This window comes from Candidatus Poriferisodalis sp. (assembly GCF_965208925.1).
Taxonomy (GTDB): Bacteria; Actinomycetota; Acidimicrobiia; order Acidimicrobiales; family Poriferisodalaceae; genus Poriferisodalis.
In genome coordinates this window covers 1988206-2010020 of the sequence record NZ_OZ242364.1, presented here as the reverse complement: position 1 = coordinate 2010020, position 21815 = coordinate 1988206, and the positions used below count along the sequence as shown (strand labels likewise).

Sequence of the window (21815 nt, the reverse complement as noted above, 5' to 3'; positions counted from 1 at the left end):
CGGCGGCCGGCTACTGCTCGCCGTCGGTGAAGCTCGTGTAGATGGTGGGGTTCTCAAGGTCGGCGAGCTGCTGGTTGCGGTGATTGACATCGGCCAGCAGCTCAGGATGTGAGAGCACCCAGAAACGCCGTTCGTACATGGCCTCGATGACCTTGGCGGCCACCTGTGCGGGGTCCATCCCCCGCTCCAGCGCGGCGGCGATGTTGGCGTTGCGGCGGCGGGCGTCGGCGGTCTCCGTCGGCGCCTCGCCTTCGGGCCGCGGGCGGCGCTGCCGCCGCAGCTCTTCGGGCCGGTTGCGCTGGGCGGTGGCGATATTGGTGCGCACCACGCCCGGGCACAGCACCGATACGCCCACATCGGCGTTGCGGTCGCGCTGCATCTCGAGGTACAGCGTTTCCATGATGGCCACCACGCCGTACTTGGCGGCGTTGTAAGGGCCGAGCCCTGGCACCGACATCAGCCCTGCCACCGAGGCGGTGCTCATGATGTGAGATTCCTCTGCCTCGATGAGGTGTGGCAGGAAGTGATGGACGCCGTGGATCACGCCCCACAGGCACACGTCCACCACCCACTTCCAGTCGACGAGCTGCTGGTTGCGGATGAGCCCTCCCCCGCCGACGCCGGCGTTATTGCACACCATGTGCACTGCGCCGAAGCGGTCGATGGTGGCCTGCGCCAGCGCACCCACCGAGTCGGCATCGGTGACGTCGGTGATGACGCCGAGCGCCTCGACGCCGTGGCCGGCTACCTCGGCCTCGGCGGCACGCAGCGGCTCCTCTTCGATGTCGGCGAGCACCACGTTGGCGCCCTCGCCGGCAAAGCCCAATGCCAAGGCCTTGCCGATGCCCGATGCCGCCCCGGTCACCACCGCGACGCGTCCGGTCATGGTTTCCATGTCTGTCCCCCTACCTCGGTTGGCTCGAACTCGGCAGCGCTCACGCGTTGAGATGCTCGAAGCGCTCCATGACGTCGAGATACTCGCTGATCATCTCCTCGACGACCCGCGTGGCCGAGATCGACTCGTTGAGCTGCCCGACCACCTGGCCGACGAAGTAGTTGGCCAGCTCCACTGCGCCCTTGTTGGAGGGGTTCATGGCCGCTCGGTCGATGCGGCGGCTGGCGGCACCGATCAGCATCGGCTGCAGCGGCATCGGGAGCGTCCCCGGCGAGTTCTCGCCCTCCCACTCGTCGGTCCAGGCCGAACGAAGCTGGCGGGCAGGCTTGCCGGTGCGAGAGCGCGACCGCAGCGTGTCTGATGAGCCGGCCGCCAGGAACTTCTCCTTCACGACGGGGTGCGTCTCGGCCTCCTGGGTGGTGAGCCAGACCGACCCGCACCACACACCCTGGGCGCCGAGCGCCAGCGAGGCGGCCACCTGGCGGCCGTTGCCGATGCCCCCAGCGGCCAGCACCGGCACCGGTGCGATGGCGTCCACCACTTCGGGCACCAGCACCATGGTGGCGATGTCGCCGGTGTGGCCGCCGGCCTCGTGGCCCTGCGCGATCACGATGTCGACGCCTGCGGCGACATGGCGCTCGGCGTGCACCTTCTTGCCGGCCAGCGCCCCCACGAGCACGTCGTTGTCGTGCGCGCGCTCGATCATGTCAGGAGGCGGCGGGCCCAGCGCATTCACCGCCAGCCGGATCGGGTACGAGAACGCCACGTCCATCAGCGGCACCGCCTGGGCGTAGGTCATGGGCGGCTCGGCGTCGCCGGCGATCGCGCCGGGCTTGTCGTCGGCCGGCAGCGGCGGAACGTCGTAGCGCTCCATCATGTCGTCGAGGAACTCGCGGTGCGCCGGCGGGATCATCGCCTTGAGGTCCTTGACCGACAGCTCGCCCTCGGACTTGCCCTCGTACTTGGCCGGCACGATGATGTCCACGCCGAAGGGACGGCCGCCCACCTCGTCCTGGATCCAGCCCATGTCGATGTCGAGCTGCTCGGGCGTGTGCCCCGCAGCCCCGAGCACGCCGAAGCCGCCCGCCTTGGTCACCGCCGCCACCACGTCCCGGCAATGGGTGAACGCCACGATCGGGACGTCGCAGCCCAGCATCTCGCACACAGGTGTCTTCATGCCCCGAAACTACCGGCGCAGCGCAACTCCTCGCAGCGGACGCATTTCCTGTCGGACTGGTGCGGATCGCCTCGCTTGGTCAGGCCAATCCCAAGAAGACGACCAGAGCGCGGCCCAGCCGTGTCATGTCCTCATCACCGAGCCGACCGATGTGTTGGCCGAGCCGGGACCTCGGAACTGCGGCGACCTTGTCGACCATCAGGCTGGAGGGCTGATCGAGGCCGTTGGCGCCGTCAGGCTCGACAGGCAGCCGGATGAGTGGTGCCGCCGTCGAGTCCGTCGTAAACGAGCACACCGTCACCGAGTCGGTCGCCGCGAATCGGTCGTCTTGAACAATCACTACCGGTCTGGGTTCGCCTGCATATCCGCCGCCGCCCGCGGCGGTCCAGATATCGCCGCGTTTCATACGTCGAGAGCAGAAATCGCGTCGATAAAGGCTTGATCGTCAGCAGCGTGTTCGCTTGCCGCTACCGCTGCGGATTGTCGTCGGGCTTCCTCGGCGAAGTCGGGGTGCCGCGTGTCAATGACCCACATCTGGATCGGTCGAAGACCCTGCTCGCGCAGCTTCTTGCGATGCCTGCTGACTCTGGTCGCCACCCCTGAAGCGTCCTGCTGCTTCGCCACGTCTCCGTCCTAGGCATCGGTGGTTACATGTAACAGCCAGATTTTTCTGAAGCGGCTCATGGAACGCGTGCGACAAACCAGCGCGTCTCGGGAATTCGGCCGGCCTCATCGGCGCCGCTGGAGAGTTCAGGTGGTGGGATGAGCCACACCATTGCGATCGCGAAATCCTCTCCTACGGCGAATCTGGCCACGGCGTCCATGTCGCCAAGGCCGAACGCTTCCTGGGCTGACTCCCAGCCCCACTGAACGCCGTCGCGAGACCAACCGACCCACTGCTCCGGAACGCCTGCAGCCATCGGCGGCGGAGGACCCATGACTTCGAACAGTTCGACCATCGAGAACGAGACGAGGTCCTCGCCGGTGTCAGGATCCTCGAACGTCAGCATGGCGAAGTCGCCGGACCCCTCAGTGCGAACACCAGGCGGTTCCGTGGTGCCTTGGACTGCCTCAGCACTGAAGACGTATACCGTCTCACCGGCAGTCAGGTCCCACAGAGTGATTCCACCCTCGGGTTCGTTGAAGCGAAGCTCGTAGCCGTCCTTGTTCAAGCGCCCGTCGGGCATGGACTGGCCGGTTGCGGAATCTGAGCCGTCGAGCGCTGTGAAGCCCCCGACCACCAGGCCTGCGTCCCCGACGGCGAGACCGCCCAACGCCTCGATAACTGGGAAGTGTGCAGTCTGTGTACCCGACTCGCCGACCTGCTGGCGGTGAATCGAGCTGCCGAACCCTCCGCCGAGAGTGGTCGAGAATCGGGCAGTCCACAGGGTGCCGTCGGGGGCGAACGCGTCGAGGTGAAGCACGTCGGCGGACGAGTCGCGGTCGAGTGGATGGACGCTCCACGACTCGCCGTCGGGCGATATCAGCAGACTGTCGCCCTCTTCTGTGAACAGGATCAGGCGAAAGCCGTCGTCAACTGCGCTGCCCGTGCTCGCCCATCCGCGATAGGACGCGCGGAATGAGAGTTCTGCCCCTTCGCCGCTGAACAGGAATACCCGCCCGCCGTGGAGGGGATCGTCTCGCTCGTCTCGAAGCAGCGCCTTCTGCGAGTCCGTGAGTGCCAGGTCATCGTGGGAGTAGCGCAGCTCAGTCTCGCTGCCGTCGCGGTTGTCCAGCCAGACGCGCACCGAGCCGCCTTCCGATGCCCAGCCAGCGACGCGCGCGTCGGCCTCCAAGCGTCCGGCATCGACAAGCAATGACGCGACGTCCAGCCGAGTGTGTCCCTGAACCGCAGCCACAACGTCGTCGCCGGACACATAGACCGAAGTGAGGCTGAACTCCACTGTCTCGTCAACGCCGAGGTCTCGCCGGGCGGCCTCGATGTCCAGCGCCGCCTGGCTCCATGTCGCGCCCTGATTGCCGGAAACGAAGACCCGCGCGCCGATATCGGCAACGTCTCCTCCGGCGGGAGGCTCTGCATAGGGCACCCCGCTGATCGCAACGAGGTCATCAGACATGTCGATGCTCGACGCGAGCAAGAGCATCTCGTCTGGCAGCGGCATCTGCGTCCAGGTTGTGCCGTCTCCGGTGACGAGCAGATGCGAGGTCGTCGGGAACGAGTCGCTCGCGGCCGAGCTCCCTGCCGCCACGATCCTGCCGTCGCTCGTGGCATAAGGCGCGATGCCGTTTGGAAGGTCGAGCTCGACCTCGGCCCACTCGAGCACCGGATCGGTCGACAACTCCTCGGGCGACGTGTCCGCCACGGCGTCAGCGGTCGTCGAGCCCATGATGTCGGAAGAAGCGGGCTCCCCGTCGACGGCAACAACCCGTTGTGGTTCACGAACAGGCTCAGTTCCGACGGCGTCGGATTCCTCAGGCTGATCGCCACCCGTCGAGACACGATCAGTCTCGATGCCACCGCAACCTGCTAGAGCGCCGATCGCGAAAGCGGCACCGCCGAGCGCCAACCATCGGATCACCCCACCCAGCCGTCTCTGACTGACCACATAAGCGACACTAGGTGACGGCGGTCTCCCGCCAGCTTCGCCCAGTCGGCGGCGGCTCTAGGCGAGCATCAGCCGCTCGCCCTTGGGCTCCGGCACCGGGTCTCCGAACTCGCGGGCAGTCTCGATCCACAGGTCGATCGCAGATTCGGCGTTGTGCAAGGCATCCATCTTCGTGTCGCCATGCGCTACACAGCCGGAAAGCTCGGGAACCTCGGCGACGAATGCCTCGTCCAGATTGCTCCAGTAGATGATGACTTCGTACTTGTGCACGCTGTCCCTCACAATCCGTGCCGAAGAACAGTCTGACGAACCTGTCTGACGCTCGCGTCGGCTCGCCCGCTCAAGATCCGCCGACGCACCTTGCGACTCGTAGCCACTGGCGGAATGTAGGCCTCGCCTCGTCCGCGCACGAAGCGGATTTCGGCGACGGGACTCACGGCACTCGGGCGATGAACCAGCGCTGTCTCAGGTCGACCCATTCGAAGATGTTCTCGCTTGCGGTTGCCTCCGAAGGAACCGGTGCCGGAGCCGCGACTGGGCCGAAGTCATGAACTCGGGCCAGCACGAAGTCGCTCCCAACCGCCAAGTCAACGACGGCCTCCGCCTCAGCATCAAAGCCGAATGCGGTTGCAGCAAGCTGCCAGTCCCACTCGACACCGTCGGGCGACCAGCCGATCTGGATGTCTCGCGGGCCATTGTTGTCTGACTCGCCGAGGTGGTGCAGCCGACGATGCTCCTCATAGACGTGGCCGACATCGGCACGTGTGAAGACAACCAAGTCCTGACCCGAATGGATGTCACTGAACACCAACCCGTAGGTTCCGTCGACGACGCCCCAGCGGACACCGTCGGGCGGCTCATCAAGCGCAGCTTGGCCTGCATCAGACACATGAATCGGCATGTCGTTCGCAACGTCCCACAGCGTTAGGCCTCCGGAGGGCTCGTTGAATCGGAGTTCGTAGTCGCCCTTCGTAACGCGCCCAGCGGGCACGTCACTGTCGGAATCGGCGGCGTCACGGCCCGGTGAGACCGCCACGGCGACTCCGGGAGCGGCAGCAGAGAGGCTGCTGATCTCGCCCATCCCGCGGATCAGACACGACGTCTGGCGACCATCACGGGGACTCAGGCAGTCGATTCGAACGCCCTCATCGACGCTCGTCGCCGTCCAGATCGACCCGTCGCCTCGAACGGTCCGCCGACTACGCCGGTAACCGCCCCTGCGTACCCGCGCCGCGCCGTCGTCCACGACCGTGTCGGACCACGACCGGCCGTCCCTCGACCGCAGCAGCGTCGTGGCGCCGCCCTCACAAACCAGCACTATTCCCTCATGGTCGGCCACGCCAGTGATGTCGTGCGCCGTTACTTCGAATTCAGCATGCGGTTCAGTGATGACGCCATCTCCGACGAAGACCATCTGGACCTTCTGCTTCCGTTCCCGCAGGCACTGCTGTTGCTCGTCTGACAGGCCGAGATCCCGGTATGACGGCGTGAGCTCGACCCAGGTGCCTTCATGTTCTCGCTCGAGATCGCTTGCGGGCGGTCGATCTTCCGTGAACTGAAGGGTGATGTGCTCGTCTGAGGGTTTCACCCACACGAGATGCATTCCGGCGGGGTACATACCTCGGTCGGCGAGCAGCGCATCGATGTCGAACTCTGCAGTGCACTGCACCACCGCCACGACTTGCTCGTCCCACGACATCGCCTCGAGCAATTGCCAGGTCTGCGTGACATACGGAACTGAGGGGTCGATGAGTTGCGCCACATTCACGGTGGTCTCAGTCCAACTCAAGCCCCGGTCGTCGGAATGCCATACCCGTTCGACGAGACCTTCGACTGCGCGCGGGTCCGACTCGCCGTCCGAAACGTCCTGGCCGAACGCAATCCACCGCTTACCGGACAGATCAACACCAACGTCGGCATCTGAGGCAATGTCGGCGACGCGGAAGCCATCAGGCAGGCGCAGCGGCTGCCACTCGGTGCCGTCCGAACTCACGATTGCGAGGGTTGGCGCCTCGGGTCCCTGATACAGGCGACGGAGTACCCAGCCGCCGCCGACGGACTCAGGCGGACCGTACGAGACATGGTCGTCCGACGAGGATCGCAGCTCGGTCCAGTTCAACGGCGGCACGCGCCGCAGCGTAGGTAGTCGGTCAACCGGTGCTGCGATGAATTGCGGCGACGGGTTGGCGGGTTGTGGTGGCAGGATGCGCAGATGAGCAACTCGGGCAGCATCAGTGCAGTCGGGCACAGCTATGTCGACGCCGCTACAGGAACGCAGCTGGACGCCTGGTTTCCGGAAGGAGCGACAGAGGACTCGCCGCCGGCCCGCTCGTGCCTGGCGGTCGAGCTCGGCGTCAATGTCGGCGAGACACTCACCGTCACGATCGACGATCTCGATGCGCCTCCGGCGGACCTGGCAGATGCGTACCTGCGGCTGCACCTGCTGAGCCGCCGGGAAATCAAGCCTCACGACGCCAACCTCGACGGCATGTTCGGCCTGATGACCAATTGCGCGTGGACCAGCGCGGGGCCGGTGCTGCCCGAACGAGTCGACGATCTGCGGACTGCGGCAGCCGCGCGCAGCCAGCCCGTCACGGTCACGGCGGTCGACAAGATTCCGCGCATGGTCGACTACGTGATCCCGGCAGGCGTGCGCATCGGCGACGCCGATCGGGTGCGGCTCGGCGCCCACCTGGCCGACGGCACCACGGTCATGCACGAGGGATTCGTCAACTTCAACGCCGGCACGCTCGGGCCTGCCATGGTCGAAGGCCGTATCTCTGCCGGCGTGGTCATCGGCGCGCATTCGGACCTCGGCGGCAGCGCGTCGACCATGGGCATGCTGTCGGGCGGCGGCCGGGAGCGAGTTTCCATCGGCGAGCACTGCCTGCTGGGCGCCAACTCCGGCATCGGAATCGCGCTCGGCGACAATTGCACGGTCGAAGCCGGGCTGTACGTGACTGCGGGCAGCCGGATCACACTGCCCGACGGCTCCGTCGTGAAGGGCCGGGACATCTCGGGTCACTCGGGCATGCTCCTCATCCGCAACAGCGTCACCGGCGCCATCGAGATGCGGGTCGCCGACCCGGGCCGCTGGGAAGGCATCAACCCCGAGCTCCACAAGAACTGACAGCGCACCTCCCCACGGGCGGCAGCAACAGTCGAGCCGCCGGCCATCGCACGATCGGCACGGATTTGCGCCCGGAAGCGCCAGCGATGGGAGCGGTATCGTCGAATGCGCCGCAGGGACATCAAGGGGACCGCCATGGCCTACGTCGAGGACAGGATCATTCACGACGCCGACGCGCACACGATGGAGCCGCCCGAATGGCTGGACGAGTTCGCATCGCCCGAAGTGATCCGGTACGCGCTCGACCACTTCTCCATCGGCGACAACGACACGGTGTTTGCTGACATCGAGAAGGCTCGGGCTCGCCAGGCCGACCTTGAGTTCCGCGCCGGCGCCGCAGACGAGGTGATGCTGCGCAAGAACTACATCGCGCCCGGCGCTTGGGATCCCGCTGATCGTTCCCAAGCACTCGATGACCTGGGGTTTGCCAGCCAGCTCGTCTTCCCCTCCATGCCCAACACGCTCATCGAGGCAATGGAGCACGAAGCCGAGCCTGCGCTCACCTACGCGGCTTCAACCGCAGCGAACCGTGCCCAAATCGCGTTCTGCTCCGGAGATCCGCGCTTGCTGCCGGTGTGCTCGGTACCGCAGCAGGACATCGAACGAGCCGGACCCCACGCCCGTCAGGCCATCGACGACGGAGCGGCGGCGCTGCTCATCCCCAACCGCATGCCGAAGTACCACGCCCAGAGCCACATCGGCTTCGATCCCGTGTGGGCAGCCGCCCAAGAGGCCGGCATCCCCATCGTCATGCACGTGGCCACGCCGGACTTGGTGATGCCGCCGCAGCATCGCAATAACGGCCTGCCGCCCGAGCCCGATTTTCACGGCGGCGGCGAGAATTTCCGCTCGGTCTCGTACATGGCGATCTCTGCCGCGCCGCTGCAGGCGCTGTCGATGCTGATCTTCGACGGCGTGCTCGAGCGATTCCCCGAACTGAAGATCGGCGTGATCGAGCTGGGCGCCGTGTGGGTGCCCGGATTTCTGCGCCAGCTCGAGGCAGCCTTCGACGCCTTCGAGCGCCACGAGCGGCGGCTGGGCAAGCTCAGCCTGCGCCCCTCGGAGTACGTGCGCCGCCAAGTCCGGGTCACCCCCTACCCCACCGAGCCGACCGGCTGGATCATCGAGAACACGGCACCGGAGATCTGCATGTTCAGCTCCGATTATCCCCACGTCGAAGGCGGCCGCAACCCGCTGCGCCGCTTCGACCGTGAGGTCGAGCACCTGCCTGCCGACGTGCAGGAGCGGTTCTTCCGGCTGAACTTCGAAGACCTGATGGGAACCGCCGCGTACGTGCCGGCGGCTGCGGCCTAGCGACCCCTCAGCGGGCCATCACACGAGCCGCAGGCATGGGAATCCGTCTCGACAAGCCGTGGCGACGGCTGGACGACACCGCGATCGACGCATTGCCGTCACAACTCGGCGTCTACCACGTCGCCGATTCGGGCGGCACCGTACTGTCGGTCGGTTACGCCGGCGCCCGTGAGCCGTTCGGCATGCAGTCCGCGCTGCGGCGAGAAATCGAGCAACTGGGTGCCGCGGCCACACAGTTCCGCTGCGAGTTCACATCGAACTACCGCAGCCGCTGGGATGAGCTGCTGATGCTGCACCTCGCCGACCACGGCGAGCTTCCCGAACCGCAGCGCGACCAAGCAGCACGCGTGGGGCGACTCTCCCCCGCCTGACAGCTCCAGATCGAGGCACCGAAGCCTCGACAGTTCAGATGATTCGCTCGGCGGCCAACGCAGCCAAGTCGTCGCCGTCGAGGCCGCAGAACTCACCGTAGATCGCTTCGTTGTCGGCGCCGACGGGTCGGTACGGCTCGAGCTCGCGCAGGTCCGAGCCATGCCAGTGCAGCGGGCTGTGCGCCAGTGGTATCTCGCCGAGCCCGTCCAACTCGGTCCATTGCAGGAAGCCGCGTTCGATCATGTGCTCGTCATGCACCACGTCGGTGACCTCGCGCACCTCGGCCACCGGCACGCCCGCCGCCCCGAACGCCGCCGCCGCTTCTGCCCGGGTCTGCTGTGACGTCCAGCCTGAGACCAGATCGTCCACTTCGTCCATGTGCTCGCAGCGGCCCGCATTGCTGCGCAGGCGCTCGTCACTCAGCACGTCGGCGCGGCCGATCACCTCCAGCACCGCCCGCCAGTGCGAGTTCATGGCCGCGATCAACGCAATATGCCCGTCGCTGCACGGGTACACATTGGACGGCGAGACGCTCATGGCCGCGTTGCGATTGCCCATGCGTCCAGTCACGCCGTGCAGCTGCCATGCCTGCAGCGACGTGGTGAGCGTGTAGTAGGTGGCCTCCGCCATCGACGTCGACACCAGGCGACCGCCGCCGGTCCGCTGCGCTTCGAACAGCGCTGTCACCACGGCGCCGTACAGGTGGGTGCCGCCGAGGAAGTCGATGAAGGTCGCCCCGGACTTCACCGGCGGGCGGTCGGCGAAGCCGTTGATGCTCATGACGCCCATGTGTGCCTGCACGGTGACGTCCATGGCGGTCCGCTGAGCGTCCGGACCGTCGAGGCCATAACCGCTGGCCTGCGCGAATACCAGCTTGGGATTCGTCTGCCACAGCGTCTCGGCGTCGATGCCCAGCCGCTCGGGCACGCCGGGAGCGAAGTTGCACAGCACCGCATCGGCACCGTTGGCCAGCTCGATGAACAGCTCCCGGCCGCGGGGCGATTTGAGGTCCAACGACACCGTCTCTTTCGACGAGTTGAGCATGGCGTACGGCAGCCCATGGCTGTGCCCCCGCAGCGCCTCGCCGCGGGGATGCTCCACCTTGATGACGCGGGCTCCCGAGTACGCCAGCAGCAGCCCGGCATAGGGCCCCTGGTAGATCTGGCCGAGGTCGAGTACCACCACACCGTCGAGCGGCAGCGGCCGGGATGCCGCGCCCTGCCCCGTGTGGGATTCGTTCATTTGAAGCTCCCGCCGAGGATGTCGCGGGCCATGATCAGCCGCTGCACCTCGCTGGGACCCTCGCCGATCCGGCGTATCCGCAGCTCCCGGTACCAGCGCTCGAGCGGCAGGTCTTTGGTGACGCCGATGCCGCCATGGATCTGGATGCAGCGGTCCACCACCCGCCCGGCCGCCTCCGACGCCACCAGCTTGGCCATCGCGGCCTCGGTGCGGAACCGCTCGCCGCGGTCGGCCTTCTGAGCTGCCTCCAGCACGCACCAGCGGCCGTGGCGGATGTCGATCTCGTTGTCGACGATCATCCACTGCACTGCCTGCTTCTCAGCCAGCACCGAGCCGAACGTCTCGCGGCTGCGAGCCCACTCGATCGCCATCTCCTGCGCCATGATCGCCGGCCCCAGGCAGCCTGCCGCGTACGGGATGCGCTGGCGGCTCAGCCGGTCGTTGGCGATGCCGAATCCCCCGTTGACCTCGCCGAGCACGTGGCTCTCGGGCACCCGCATGTCGGTGAACTCCAGCTCGGTGGCATAGCGGGTGGCGCGAAGCGTGTGCACCACGCGGCGCACGTTGAACCCGGGCGTGTCGGTGTCGACGATGAAGGCCGTGACGCCGTTTCGACTGGGGTCGTCGGACGTGCGGGCGAACAGCAAGGCATAGTCGGCTTTGTCGGCACCGGAGATGAACAGCTTCGAGCCGTTCAGCACCCACTCGTCGCCGTCCTTGTAGCCGCGGGTGCGGATGGCCCGCCCCGGGTCCGAACCGCCCGATGGCTCCGTCAAGGCGAAACAGCCCGTCTTCTCGCCCCGCAATGTCGGGTAGAGCCAGCGCTCCTTCTGCTCGTCGGTGGCCTCGTAGAGCTGTGCCAGCCCGGCCCCGCCGAACACGCCGTAGCACGGGTTGTAGAGCCCGGCGCGGTGCTTGGACATCTCGATGGCCATGAGCGCCCGGGTAGTGGTGTCGAGGCCTGGTCCCCCGTACTCCGCCGGGATGTCGAGACCGTAGAAGCCCATGTCGCGAGTCATCTGCGTGAGCCGGGCAGCGTCGGTGGGTTCCAGCTCGCCGGCATCAGGGTCGAGGTCGGCCTCCAGGGGGATGATCTCGCTCTCGACGAAGCGTCGAACCGTCTCGACGATCAGCGCCTGCTCGTCGCTCATGGAGAAATCCACGCTGCATCTCCTTGATTCGGCGCCCGATGCTAGGAGGCCGGCGGCAGCAGGGCCTATTGGGTGCCGGGCGCATGCCGCGGCGGAGGCGGCTTCGGGATCTGTGCCTATGGGCTCGCGCGGCTAGCCGGCGGTCCAGTCGAGCTGGGCGAACGCCGGGGCGACGACGAGCCGGTCGCCGACCGAGACTGACAGGTCGACGCTGAACCCGGCATCGTCGGATGTCGCGATCGTGCCGGAGCAGGTCACGGTCTCACCAGCGTGCACCGGCGAGCGATTCCGGTACGCGAGCCGGACCAGCCGGGCGCTAGGGCCGGCGGCGCGCAAGACGCATTCCGCCAGCAAGGCGCCGAGCATCTGGCCGTCGACCAGCGGTGCCGGAGCGCCCAGCCGGCGGGCGTGAGCCTCGTCGTAGTGCAGGCGATGCCAGTCCCAAGTGGCGGCTCCGTACGCGACCATGTCTGCCAAGGCGATCCGCCGGTGCAGCGGCCGGAGCGAACGGCCCGGGCTCAGCCGAGCCCGCGGCAGCGGTTCAGGGCCAGCAGGGGCACCGAGATACTCGGCAGCACCGACGGTCGCTGGGTCGTCCGCCTCGGGGGTTGGCGTCGTCGGCACGGCCCCTGCCGTGGAGCCTTGGGCCGCGTCCGCCTCTGCTTCCTCATCAGGCGGATCGCTCTCGGGCTGAGCGGCCTCGAGCGGGCGGAAGATCATCGTCTCGGCATTCGTCGCGAGCGGATCGCCGTCGGCGGAATACGCCGCCTCGGCAGTGACGAACAGGAGCGGATGGCCCTCCCGATCGAGCCGCTCGGTTGCATCGGTCAGGGTCCACGTCGTGGAGATGACGTGGTCGAACCGGGCAGGCTGATCGAACCGGTAGTCGTTGCCTCCCCGGAACATGGCGCATCGCACCGGCAGCGGAAGTTCCCAAGCGTGCCCGAGGTACGCATTCCCATCTGGCACTGCGCGGCCGGTGAGCTGCGCTGTCTCGCAGATAAGCGTCGGCGGCGCCTCGTCCCGCCAACGCCCCGGATCGGCACCGATGGCCAGGGCGAAATAGCGAATGGACGCCCGGCCGAGCGGTTCGGGCGCCACGTACATCACCGTCGTGCCGAGCGCGGCGCGCACTTCAGGGGTCAGCAGCTGCGTCATGTTCCCGGCTCTTGTTCCCAGTCTCGATGAGATACGGGCTCACGGGCCGCTCGGGCCCCGGCAACGCCCGGCTCTGCCTCTCAGGGCATCAAGGCGACGGCTTCCACCTCGATCAGCCAGCGGCGACTGAGCAGCCCCGACACCACGACACCAGTGGAGGCGGGGAACGGTCGGCCCATCACCCGCTGGCGCACCTCTCCGACGGCCCGGTAGTCGCCGACGCCGTCGGGCGTCACGTACTCGACGGTCTTGACGAGGTTGTCGATGGAGGTGCCGGCCATCTCGCAGATGGCGGCGATCTCGCCGTAGACGAATTCGGCCTGCCCGCCGATGTCGCCCTCGGCGACGGTCTCGCCAGTGCCGAGATTGAACGCTGTCGTGCCGGAAATGAACAGCAGCCCGCCGGCCTCTACCGCTGGGCTGAAGGTGAGCGACGAGTAGGCCTCAGCCAGGTACGGCACGACTGTCTTGGGATGCGCCGACGCCCACACATCGAGCGCCACGAGGGCTTCGGGATGAGGCAGCTCGGGCATCAGCAACCCCGTCGACGAAGGGAACTGCGGTGCGAGCAGCCGCCGGCGTGCCTCCGCAGTCTCGTTGTACTGGCGGCGGGTGGCCGCGGTGGTCTGCTGCACGATCCGCACGACGTTGGACAGATCCATGCCGTGAGCTTCGAGGCGGCGGCCGGCTTCTTCGAGCGCCCACTCGCACTGGCCGACGAAGTCGCCCGGCAGCACCGCGTTGCCATCGTCGTCGACGGGCAGCACCTGAGGCACGTGCACCAGTCCGTCGACCTGGCCGGCCACGACCTCTACTTCCACCAGCGCCTCGGGCCGCACGAGCGATTCGACGACGAACGTCGAGGGCCGGACCCCACCGACAGCGGAGCCCAAGCCATGCGGACGTTCGCCCGCGATGGCGTCTCGCTCAGGTGCGCCTGCGACGGTGACGTATTCGGTTACTTCGGAGCATTCGCTGATGTCGCGCCCGGCGGCGTCGAGCACTGCCTCGACCTTGGCCCAGCACACGCTGGCCTGCTCGGCACCGTCGCCGCGCACCGTGACTCGGCCCGATTCGGCGTCGTACGCGCCTGCGGTCTGGCCCGCCAGCCACGCCGCCCCGCCGGCCTCGATGCCCTGGGAGAAGGAATACCGGCTGGTGTCCAGCCACGGAAAGGGCTCCGGGGTGATCTCCTGGGGAGGCATGGTTCGTGCTCCTCATGCACAAACGGCGACACGGTCGGTGCCGCTCACACCTTGTCTAGTGCGCGCAAGCGTTCGACGCTAGGACGCTCGCAACGGCGCCGAGCGCCTCGGCGAAGTTCCCCGTGAGGACTGGGCTGCAGCCCCTCGCACCGAGCGGCGCGTCAGTTTCCGGTGAAGTTCGGCGCGCGGCGCTCCACGAATGCGGCGATGCCCTCGCGGCCGTCGTGGGTCAGCATGGCGTCGGTGATCGTCTTGCCTTCGAACTCGCCCGCCTGCTCGAGCGGGGAGTCGATGCCGTTGTAGATCACCCGCTTGGCGTGGCCCAGCGCCCACGCCGGGCCGTCGGCCAGCGCCTGGGCCAACTCGGCGGTGGCCGAATCGACCTCGTCGTCGGGAACCACCCGGTTGACCAAGCCCCACTGCTCGGCCTCCTCCGCCGACAGCACGCGGTTGGTGAGGGTCAGGTCGAGCATCCGCCGAAGCCCGATGTGGCGGGCCAGGAAGTAGGACGATGTGCCATCGGGCGTCACGCCGGCGCGGGTATAGGCCATGGTGAACTTCGCCGACTCGCCCGCGACCACGAGATCGAATGAAGCTGCCAGCGACATGCCGGCCCCGCCCACGCTGCCGCCCACGCCGGCAACGAACGGCTTCGGTGTGCGGTTCATCTTGTTGATTGCTGCATGGAGGTCGATGACCATGTCCGATGCGAGCTGCGGCAGGCCGTCGCCTGCGGCGTGGAATTCCTTGAGGTCGCCGCCTGCCGAGAACACCCGGCCTTCGGCGGTGACCGACGCCGCCTTGACCGCATCATCGAACTCGATCTCCAGCATCACTGCCCGCAGCTCGCGTGAGAACTGCGGATTGACGGCGTTGGCGCCCTCCGGTCGGTTGAACCGTACGTGCGCCACCCCGTCGCGCACTTCGTAGATGATCGTCTCGAGGTCCATGTTCGCTCCTGTAGATGCTGGCGCTAGCCGGTCCACGGGAGGTTACGCGCCCCGCCTGCTGGTCGTTCCAGCCGGCTAGGCGCGAGCGGCCGGTGACAGGTCGCGGGCCGCCTGGACGGGATCGATGCCGCCGAACGGCATGATCGAGATGGCCGACACGTCGACACCGTTTGCGTGGTAGCGGTCGATGTGCTCCCGGCACGCCTCCGGCGGGCCGTGCACCAGCAGTTCGTCGACCAGATCGTCGTCGATGACCTCGAGCGCTCCGCGGCGATCGCCGTCGGCCCAGCGTTCCCACATGGCGGCGAGCAATTCGCCGCGTCCGAGCCAGCGGTGGAATTCGGCGTACACCGGGACGTTGAGATAGGCGGCGACGGCCCGCTTGAAGCCGGCTCGGACCGTGTCGGCGTCGGGATTGGGGCACACGAAGATGCGGGCCACCACTTCCTTGCCGGCGCCGCCCTCGTCGACGTAGGGACGCACAGTCGACACGTCGTCGGCCGAGAGCCAATTGATGATGGCACCGTCGCCCTCGCTGCCGGCGAGCCGCAGCATGCCGGGCCGCAGGGCCGCCAGCAGGATCGGAGGCTGGATTTCGGGCGGGCGGCCCAGGCGAAAGCCCTGAATGTCGAACGTGTCGTAGGTCTCGCTGATGCGCTCGCCGGTGAGGGCTTGGCGCAGGAATCGGGCAGTGTCGCGTGTCCGCTTGAAGGGCTCGTCGAAGCCGATGCCGTTCCAGCGCTCGACGATGACGTTGGACGAGGCCCCGATGCCCATGGCGAAGCGTCCGGGCGCAGCCTCGCAGATGGCGGCCGTTTGCTGGGCCAGAAGTGCGGGGCCCCTGGTGAAGACCGGGATGATGGCGATGCCCAGTCGCACATCAGGCACCCATTGGCTCGCCAGCACGAGCGGGGTGAATCCGTCGGTCCCGTCCGCCTCGGAGCTCCAGAACTCCGTGTAGCCGAGGTCGGCGAATTCGCGGTAGAGGTCGGCCTGGGCATGCAGGGGATCATCAAAGGGAACAGTGATGCCGTAGCGCCAGTTGTTTCGTTGGGAGGTCACGGCGCGCAGGCTAGTGAGGCGGCACAGCCGGGTTTGGGTGCCGCCACAGCGACCTTGCCGTCTTTCGTGTCACACCCCCTCATCACACTGTGCACATGGCAGAACAGCTTGATCTCCCACCTCAGCTCCGGCTGGTGTCGACCAGCCGGATGCCCCACCGGCTGAACCGGGCCACCCGCCAGGAGGGCCTGCGGGGCGTCGCTCGGGCACGGGCTGCGCTGGCCGCCACGGCGCGCCCGCCCGAGATCGGTCTCCACGCCGCCTGATGCCGGCCGCAAGTACAGTGCCGGCCATGAGCAGCGCATCCGTGAACCACCACCCCGACGACATTGTCATTGTCGACGCCGTCCGATCTCCTGTCGGCCGGCGCGGCGGCGACCTGAGCGGTATCCATCCGTCCGACTTGCTGAGCGATGTGCTCACCTCGCTGATGGAGCGCACGCAGGTCGACCCGGCCAGCATCGGCCAGATCGTGGGCGGCTGCGTCAGCCAAGCAGGCGAGCAGACGGCCAATATCGCTCGCACCGCATGGCTCGGCGCGGGCTATCCCCTGTCGGTCGCAGCCACCACCGTCGACGCGCAGTGCGGCTCGAGCCAGCAGGCCACCACGCTGGCATACGGCCTGGTGCGCAGCGGGGTGGTCGATTCGGCCATCGGATGCGGCGTCGAGTCCATGACGCGCAACCCGATGGGCTCCAGCTACAAGAAGGGCCAGCGCACAGCGACGTCGCGCTACAAGGAGCACTACGAGTACACGACGCAGTTCCAAGGCGCCGAGCTGATGGCCAAGCAGTGGGGCATCAGCCGCGAAGAGTGCGACGCCTACGGCCTGCGCAGCCAGAACAATGCCGCCCGGGCGTGGGAAGAAGACCGCTTCGCGACCCAGATCGTCGAGATCGACGCCCCGATTCTGGACGACGACGGCAAGCCCACCGACGAGTTCCGCCATGTCGTGCGCGACGGCGGCATCCGACCCACGACGGCCGAAGGGCTCGCCGGGCTGTCGCCGGTGATGGACGGCGGCGTGCACACCGCTGGCAGCTCGTCGCAGATCAGCGACGGCTCGGGCGCGGTGCTGCTCATGCGTGCCGGTCGTGCCGCCGAGCTGGGTCTGAGCCCGCTGGCCCGCATCGTCGACACCTGCCTGGTCGGCAGCGACCCGGTGCTGATGCTGACCGGTCCCATCGAGGCCACGAACTACCTGCTCGAGCGCAACGGCATGGCGATGTCCGACATCGACATCGTCGAGATCAACGAGGCGTTCGCGTCGGTGGTGCTGGCCTGGCAGCGTGAGGTGAACCCTGACATGGACGGGGTGAACCCCAATGGCGGCGCCATCGCGCTGGGCCACCCGCTGGGCGGAACCGGCGCGATCCTGCTGACCAAGGCGGTGCACGAGCTGCACCGGGCCGACAAGAACACGGCGCTCGTCACGATGTGCTGTGGCGGCGGGCTGGGCACCGGCACCGTCATCGAGCGGCTCTGACCGACGGCAGGCCGTTCTCGGGATCCGGCCCGGTCGGACGAGCACCCGTCGAGGCTGGCCGCCGCCCGAGTGCCGGTCGCTCGGCCGGCGGTCGCAGAGCGATCCAAATCGCCGCGATAGCGGCCACATGCGTAGGTGCGTTCGCCGGTTGGCAGTACCTGAGCGGCGGCGAGACGGCCCCGGCTGCCCAGAGCGCTCCGTCGGCATCCTCTGAGACTGAGGGCGGCCCCGGTACCACTGCCCCCCATGGAGCGCTGGAGCCGAACGCCGTGGTGCTGGCCGTCATCGACGGCGACACGATGGACGTGGACCTCGACGGGCGACGAGCCACCGTGAGATTTCTCGGCATCGACACGCCCGAGAAGACCGGCGGTTACCTGCCGGCCGAATGCGGGGGCGATGCAGCCACCCGGCGAACGGCGGAACTGCTGCCGCCCGGCACCGAGGTGTTCCTCCAGCGAGACGACGAGCTGTACGACCGCTACGACCGGGTGCTGGCCTACGTGTACCGCGCCTCCGACGGCCTGTTCGTGAATCGCTACCTCGTGCTCGACGGCTACGCCGGCACCATGCACTTCGAGCCGAACACGGAGCACCGGGCCGTGCTCGACGAGGCCCAAGCCGATGCCCGCGCCGCCGGCAGGGGGATCTGGGCCGACTGCGGCGGCCCGAACCGGCTACTCGAAGACGGCAGTTAGCGTGTCGGTGTGGCACCGCTGTGCCAGCGGCTCGGATACGGCCCCGACGACAGACTGCTGATCATCAGCGCGGCCGGACTCGGCGGGTGCCACGCGATGAACGAAGGCGTCTACGCCGCCCTGCGAGACGGCTTGGCGACCACCGGAACGCTGCTCGTGCCGTGCCCGTGGTCGCGCGAGGCAGCAGCGAGGTTCCGGGGCGAGGACATCGGAGTCGCGCTCACGCTGAACGCCGAGTTCGAGCTGTACCGGTGGGGGCCGATCACCTACGGCCCGTCGCTGCTCGACGGCAACGGCGGGATGCCCAGCACGGTGAGCGATGTGTGGGACCACGCCGATCTCGACGAGGTCCGGCGGGAATGCCGGGCACAGATCGAGCGGGCGATCCTGTGGGGCTTCGACGTCACGCACCTCGACAGTCACCTCGACGTGCTCAGCGTGCGCCCCGAGTTCTTCGACGTGTACCTGGAGCTGGCGGTGGAGTTCCAGCTGCCCATGCGTCTGATCTCCAGCGAGGCCCGGCGCCAGCTGGGCTTCCCCGCTGAGGACCTGGTCGCCTCCGAGAGCGTCGTGACCCCGGATCGGGTGTTGCGCATCGCACCCGGGATGATGGGTCGGTACCGGCGCATCGAAGCGCTGCTGGACTCGCTCGAACCGGGACTGACCGAGCTGCAGCTCCAGCCCGCTGCCGATCTGCCCGAGCTCAGATCGCTGACCGCCGAATGGGGATCACGAGTCGAGGACCTGCTGCACCTGCGTGACAATGCCGAGCTGCGCACCCACATCCAGCGCAGCGGCATCAAGCTGATCGGCTATCGGGCGCTGCGTCAGCTGCAGCGATCCGGCACGGGTTGATCCAGCCCGACAGTGTTCCGTCGAGCGCTGTTCAGCCCATCACCGATCAGCTCGGCGAGCCCAGCGAGCCCGCGGCGCGCCAGGCCGGCAGCAGCTCCAGCCAGAGCGCCATGTCGCCGGAGACCTTGAGATCGCCGGCCATGTAGTGCCGGGCAGGATCGGCATTGCCGCGGACCACGTCGGCAGCGAGCTGCCACGGCGCCTCCAGGGTCAGATCAGCACCTCGGGTCGTGCCTGCAGACGCAGCCGTCAGCACGCCGGACTCGAAGATCAGGCTGACGGCGACCTTGCCGTCGGGACCGCCGGCAGTCTTCATCACGACGGTGCCCGACACGCTTCCCAGCGGCTCATGGCCGGTGTCTGCCCACTCCGCCAGGAACTCGTCGTCGAGGAAGCTCATGGACGCAACCCAGCGAAGAGGTCGTGCTCCATCGGTTCGGTCGTGATGCGCGATTCCAGCAGCATGTACTCCTCGAACGGATGGATCGAGTCGGCGACGTCGTCGGGCAGTCCGAACCAGAAGGGCGAATCGGGATCGACCTGGGTGGCGTGGGCCAGCAGCGCCTTGCGTCGCACTGCGTTGTTCACCTCGATGACCGCAGTGATGCGGTCGTCCCGGCTGGGTCGCCCCAGCCACTTCTCGTCGAACGGCGACTCAAGGCCGAGATCCAAGAAGGCCTGGTGAATCAGCCTCATTCGCTTGTGCGACCACACAGGTGCGTACATCTTCATCGGCGTGAACGCGGGGCCGCACTCCGGGCGCCAGGCCGGTTCACCGGCGTGGGCGAAAGCGGGAATGCAGATGGCCGTGACCTGCAGGTGATCGGGGTGCGGGTAGCGCGACTGCACCAGCGGGTAGGTCAGGATGACCTGCGGGCGCACCCGGCGGATCACAGTCACCAGTCGGGCGACTGCTTCGTCGAGGTCGGCGTTGGCGAAGGCGTCAGGGTGGGCGTTGGCTTCGGTGTCGGGCATGCCTGAGTCGCGATAGCCCAGCATGATGACTTCGTCGTAGCCGATCTCGACGGCAGACGCGTCCAGCTCGGCACGCCGGACTTCGGGGAGGTTCTCCTTCACCTCGGGCCGGTCCATTGCCGGGTTCAGGATGTCGCCCTCCTCGCCGCCGGTGCAGCACACGAGCGTGGTGCGGATTCCTTCATCGGCATACCGGCGGACGGTGCCCGCCCCCTTTGATGCTTCGTCGTCGGGGTGAGCGTGCACCGCGAGAATCGACAGTCCCGTGTCCAGCGACATCGGCGGTCAAGCTACCGGGGTCAACACTGTGCTGGCCGACCGTCCGGTGACTCCGATCACAGTCTCGGTGGTCAAGCGACCGGTGTCAGCTCGACGTGTCCGGTTTCCTCGTCGATCTCCATCGAGTAGCCGCAGATCGCCGCGAGCCGGTCGCGGCCTTCTTCGGGACCCGAAGCGAGCAGCTCGTCGCCGACCCACAGTCGCACCGTGCGCGGGGGGTTGTAGATGTAGCTGGCGGCCCGGCGGATCGCCAGCACGTGATAGCCGGGGTCCACTGCCAGCCCCAGCGACCCGAGGGTTGAGTCGTCGGCCTCCGAACCCGGTGCCACCGGCACCTGCACGACGATGTCGTCGGTGTCGCCGAGTGCGAGCGCCAGCACCGGGTGGATGTCCTCATCCTCGAGGACGAGCGAAGTGATGTTGCGGGCCTGGTCGCCGATGTCCTCCGCGGCCTCGGCGACGTGCAGCAGACCGCGAAGCGCCGCAGGATCAGCCTCTGCGCCATCGGCCCCCTCCGCGGCAGCGCGCAGCACCCACGTCTGCATGGACACCTTCATGCCGTCGAGTCGCTCCTGCATCGACCGCACTTCTCGGGCCAGCGACAGGTCATGCAGCACGAGCGCCGAATAGGCCAGCCCGATGGCTGCCTCCGACAGGTTCTTCATCTCGACCAGCGTGTCCACCGCTCGGTCGAGGTCGCTCGGCGCCTGCGCCTCGTCGGGCTCGGGCGGGTTCCAGCGCTCCATGGCCGCCAGTTCCCGCAGCCGCACGATGCCTGCGGGATCGCCGCGCATGAACAGCACGTCGCCCGGCTCCACGATGCTGTCGCCGCCGACGTCGGTCAGCCAGTGGCGGCCCCGCTGGATGGCGACCACGCGCATGCCGACCGCCACGGGCAGCTCCATGTCACGCAGCGGCCGGTTTGCAAGGTGACTGCCTTCCGCGACGACCAGCCGGTGCGAGACCTCGGCCGCCTGTGCCAAGTCCACGATGAGCGCTCGGGGAATGCCCAAGTGGTGCAGCACGATCTTGCAGATGTCCACCGCAGCATTGGCGATCTGCTCGATAGACGACACCACCTGCAGCACCGAGCTCATGCCGTCGACCTCGCGAGGATGCCGCACGGCCAGCATGGCGAGCGATCGCATCTCGTGCACCAGGGCCGACATGTCCTCCTCGAGACCCAGGACGGCATCGGCCATGCCCTCGTCGTCGAAATAGAGCGCGGCGTAGGCCAGATCGACCATGAGCTCAGAGGCGTCCTTGGCCTCGGAGAGCATGGATTTCAGATTTCGAGGC

The 21815-nt window shown here is 67.6% G+C and carries 23 protein-coding genes; 7 read left to right on the top strand and 16 right to left on the bottom strand.

Annotation, left to right across the window (positions count from 1 at the left end):
• Positions 1-10 precede the first annotated feature (10 nt).
• From ACOGI5_RS08875 to ACOGI5_RS08845, 7 genes are all read right to left on the bottom strand, one after another.
• Positions 11-895, bottom strand: a complete 885-nt coding sequence (locus ACOGI5_RS08875; protein WP_419864063.1) for an SDR family NAD(P)-dependent oxidoreductase — start codon at positions 893-895, stop codon at positions 11-13.
• Between the two features lie 40 nt (positions 896-935).
• Positions 936-2072, bottom strand: a complete 1137-nt coding sequence (locus ACOGI5_RS08870) for a nitronate monooxygenase (RefSeq protein ID WP_419864062.1) — start codon at positions 2070-2072, stop codon at positions 936-938.
• A gap of 79 nt (positions 2073-2151) precedes the next feature.
• A complete protein-coding gene (locus ACOGI5_RS08865; protein WP_419864061.1) occupies positions 2152-2478 on the bottom strand; it encodes a type II toxin-antitoxin system PemK/MazF family toxin in 327 nt (108 codons plus the stop codon).
• Positions 2475-2696, bottom strand: a complete 222-nt coding sequence (locus ACOGI5_RS08860) for an antitoxin MazE family protein (RefSeq protein ID WP_419864060.1) — start codon at positions 2694-2696, stop codon at positions 2475-2477. The genes ACOGI5_RS08865 and ACOGI5_RS08860 overlap by 4 nt, the downstream gene beginning before the upstream one ends.
• Positions 2697-2752: 56 nt before the next feature.
• Complete coding sequence (locus tag ACOGI5_RS08855) at positions 2753-4420, bottom strand: hypothetical protein (RefSeq protein WP_419864059.1); 1668 nt, start codon at positions 4418-4420, stop codon at positions 2753-2755.
• A gap of 276 nt (positions 4421-4696) precedes the next feature.
• The gene (locus ACOGI5_RS08850) at positions 4697-4909 is read right to left on the bottom strand and encodes a type II toxin-antitoxin system HicB family antitoxin (protein ID WP_419864058.1); all 213 of its coding nucleotides are present in this window, start codon (positions 4907-4909) and stop codon (positions 4697-4699) included.
• 163 nt (positions 4910-5072) lie between these two features.
• Positions 5073-6767: a hypothetical protein gene (locus ACOGI5_RS08845; RefSeq protein ID WP_419864057.1), complete on the bottom strand. Its 1695-nt coding sequence runs from the start codon at positions 6765-6767 to the stop codon at positions 5073-5075.
• Positions 6768-6851: 84 nt separating this feature from the next.
• Here ACOGI5_RS08845 and ACOGI5_RS08840 point away from each other — a divergent pair, with 84 nt between their 5' ends.
• From ACOGI5_RS08840 to ACOGI5_RS08830, 3 genes are all read left to right on the top strand, one after another.
• Positions 6852-7769, top strand: a complete 918-nt coding sequence (locus tag ACOGI5_RS08840; RefSeq protein WP_419864056.1) for a DapH/DapD/GlmU-related protein — start codon at positions 6852-6854, stop codon at positions 7767-7769.
• A 135-nt stretch (positions 7770-7904) separates the two neighbouring features.
• Positions 7905-9083 (top strand): amidohydrolase family protein, encoded by a 1179-nt coding sequence (locus ACOGI5_RS08835; RefSeq protein WP_419864055.1) that lies wholly within the window; start codon positions 7905-7907, stop codon positions 9081-9083.
• A 35-nt stretch (positions 9084-9118) separates the two neighbouring features.
• The gene (locus tag ACOGI5_RS08830; RefSeq protein ID WP_419864054.1) at positions 9119-9454 is read left to right on the top strand and encodes a DUF7508 domain-containing protein; all 336 of its coding nucleotides are present in this window, start codon (positions 9119-9121) and stop codon (positions 9452-9454) included.
• 34 nt (positions 9455-9488) lie between these two features.
• Here ACOGI5_RS08830 and ACOGI5_RS08825 read toward each other — a convergent pair whose 3' ends face one another.
• The 6 genes from ACOGI5_RS08825 to ACOGI5_RS08800 form a co-directional block, all read right to left on the bottom strand.
• Positions 9489-10697 (bottom strand): CaiB/BaiF CoA transferase family protein, encoded by a 1209-nt coding sequence (locus tag ACOGI5_RS08825; RefSeq protein WP_419864053.1) that lies wholly within the window; start codon positions 10695-10697, stop codon positions 9489-9491.
• Complete coding sequence (locus ACOGI5_RS08820; RefSeq protein ID WP_419864052.1) at positions 10694-11860, bottom strand: acyl-CoA dehydrogenase family protein; 1167 nt, start codon at positions 11858-11860, stop codon at positions 10694-10696. The genes ACOGI5_RS08825 and ACOGI5_RS08820 overlap by 4 nt, the downstream gene beginning before the upstream one ends.
• A gap of 120 nt (positions 11861-11980) precedes the next feature.
• Entirely contained in the window at positions 11981-13006 is a 1026-nt protein-coding gene (locus ACOGI5_RS08815; protein WP_419864051.1) for a MaoC/PaaZ C-terminal domain-containing protein, read from the bottom strand.
• 80 nt (positions 13007-13086) lie between these two features.
• Positions 13087-14211 (bottom strand): RidA family protein, encoded by a 1125-nt coding sequence (locus ACOGI5_RS08810; protein WP_419864050.1) that lies wholly within the window; start codon positions 14209-14211, stop codon positions 13087-13089.
• A gap of 161 nt (positions 14212-14372) precedes the next feature.
• Positions 14373-15161, bottom strand: coding sequence for an enoyl-CoA hydratase/isomerase family protein (locus ACOGI5_RS08805; protein WP_419864049.1), 789 nt, complete (start codon positions 15159-15161; stop codon positions 14373-14375).
• A 75-nt stretch (positions 15162-15236) separates the two neighbouring features.
• The gene (locus ACOGI5_RS08800; protein WP_419864048.1) at positions 15237-16223 is read right to left on the bottom strand and encodes an LLM class F420-dependent oxidoreductase; all 987 of its coding nucleotides are present in this window, start codon (positions 16221-16223) and stop codon (positions 15237-15239) included.
• Between the two features lie 95 nt (positions 16224-16318).
• Here ACOGI5_RS08800 and ACOGI5_RS08795 point away from each other — a divergent pair, with 95 nt between their 5' ends.
• The 4 genes from ACOGI5_RS08795 to ACOGI5_RS08780 all read left to right on the top strand — a co-directional run bounded on the left by ACOGI5_RS08795 (position 16319) and on the right by ACOGI5_RS08780 (position 19262).
• Positions 16319-16489 carry a hypothetical protein gene (locus ACOGI5_RS08795; protein ID WP_419864047.1) on the top strand — a complete coding sequence of 57 codons (171 nt, stop codon included), beginning with the start codon at positions 16319-16321 and terminating at the stop codon, positions 16487-16489.
• 26 nt (positions 16490-16515) lie between these two features.
• A complete protein-coding gene (locus ACOGI5_RS08790) occupies positions 16516-17709 on the top strand; it encodes a steroid 3-ketoacyl-CoA thiolase (protein WP_419864046.1) in 1194 nt (397 codons plus the stop codon).
• 269 nt (positions 17710-17978) lie between these two features.
• A complete protein-coding gene (locus tag ACOGI5_RS08785) occupies positions 17979-18407 on the top strand; it encodes a thermonuclease family protein (protein ID WP_419864045.1) in 429 nt (142 codons plus the stop codon).
• Positions 18408-18416: 9 nt separating this feature from the next.
• The gene (locus tag ACOGI5_RS08780; protein WP_419864044.1) at positions 18417-19262 is read left to right on the top strand and encodes a ChbG/HpnK family deacetylase; all 846 of its coding nucleotides are present in this window, start codon (positions 18417-18419) and stop codon (positions 19260-19262) included.
• Positions 19263-19308: 46 nt separating this feature from the next.
• Here ACOGI5_RS08780 and ACOGI5_RS08775 read toward each other — a convergent pair whose 3' ends face one another.
• The 3 genes from ACOGI5_RS08775 to ACOGI5_RS08765 all read right to left on the bottom strand — a co-directional run bounded on the left by ACOGI5_RS08775 (position 19309) and on the right by ACOGI5_RS08765 (position 21796).
• On the bottom strand, positions 19309-19662 hold the full coding sequence (locus ACOGI5_RS08775; protein WP_419864043.1) for an SCP2 sterol-binding domain-containing protein: 354 nt from the start codon (positions 19660-19662) through the stop codon (positions 19309-19311).
• The gene (locus ACOGI5_RS08770; RefSeq protein ID WP_419864042.1) at positions 19659-20516 is read right to left on the bottom strand and encodes a PIG-L family deacetylase; all 858 of its coding nucleotides are present in this window, start codon (positions 20514-20516) and stop codon (positions 19659-19661) included. Before ACOGI5_RS08770 ends, ACOGI5_RS08775 begins: the two co-directional genes overlap by 4 nt.
• Before the next feature lie 71 nt (positions 20517-20587).
• A complete protein-coding gene (locus ACOGI5_RS08765; RefSeq protein ID WP_419864041.1) occupies positions 20588-21796 on the bottom strand; it encodes a potassium channel family protein in 1209 nt (402 codons plus the stop codon).
• Between the last annotated feature and the right edge of the window lie 19 nt (positions 21797-21815).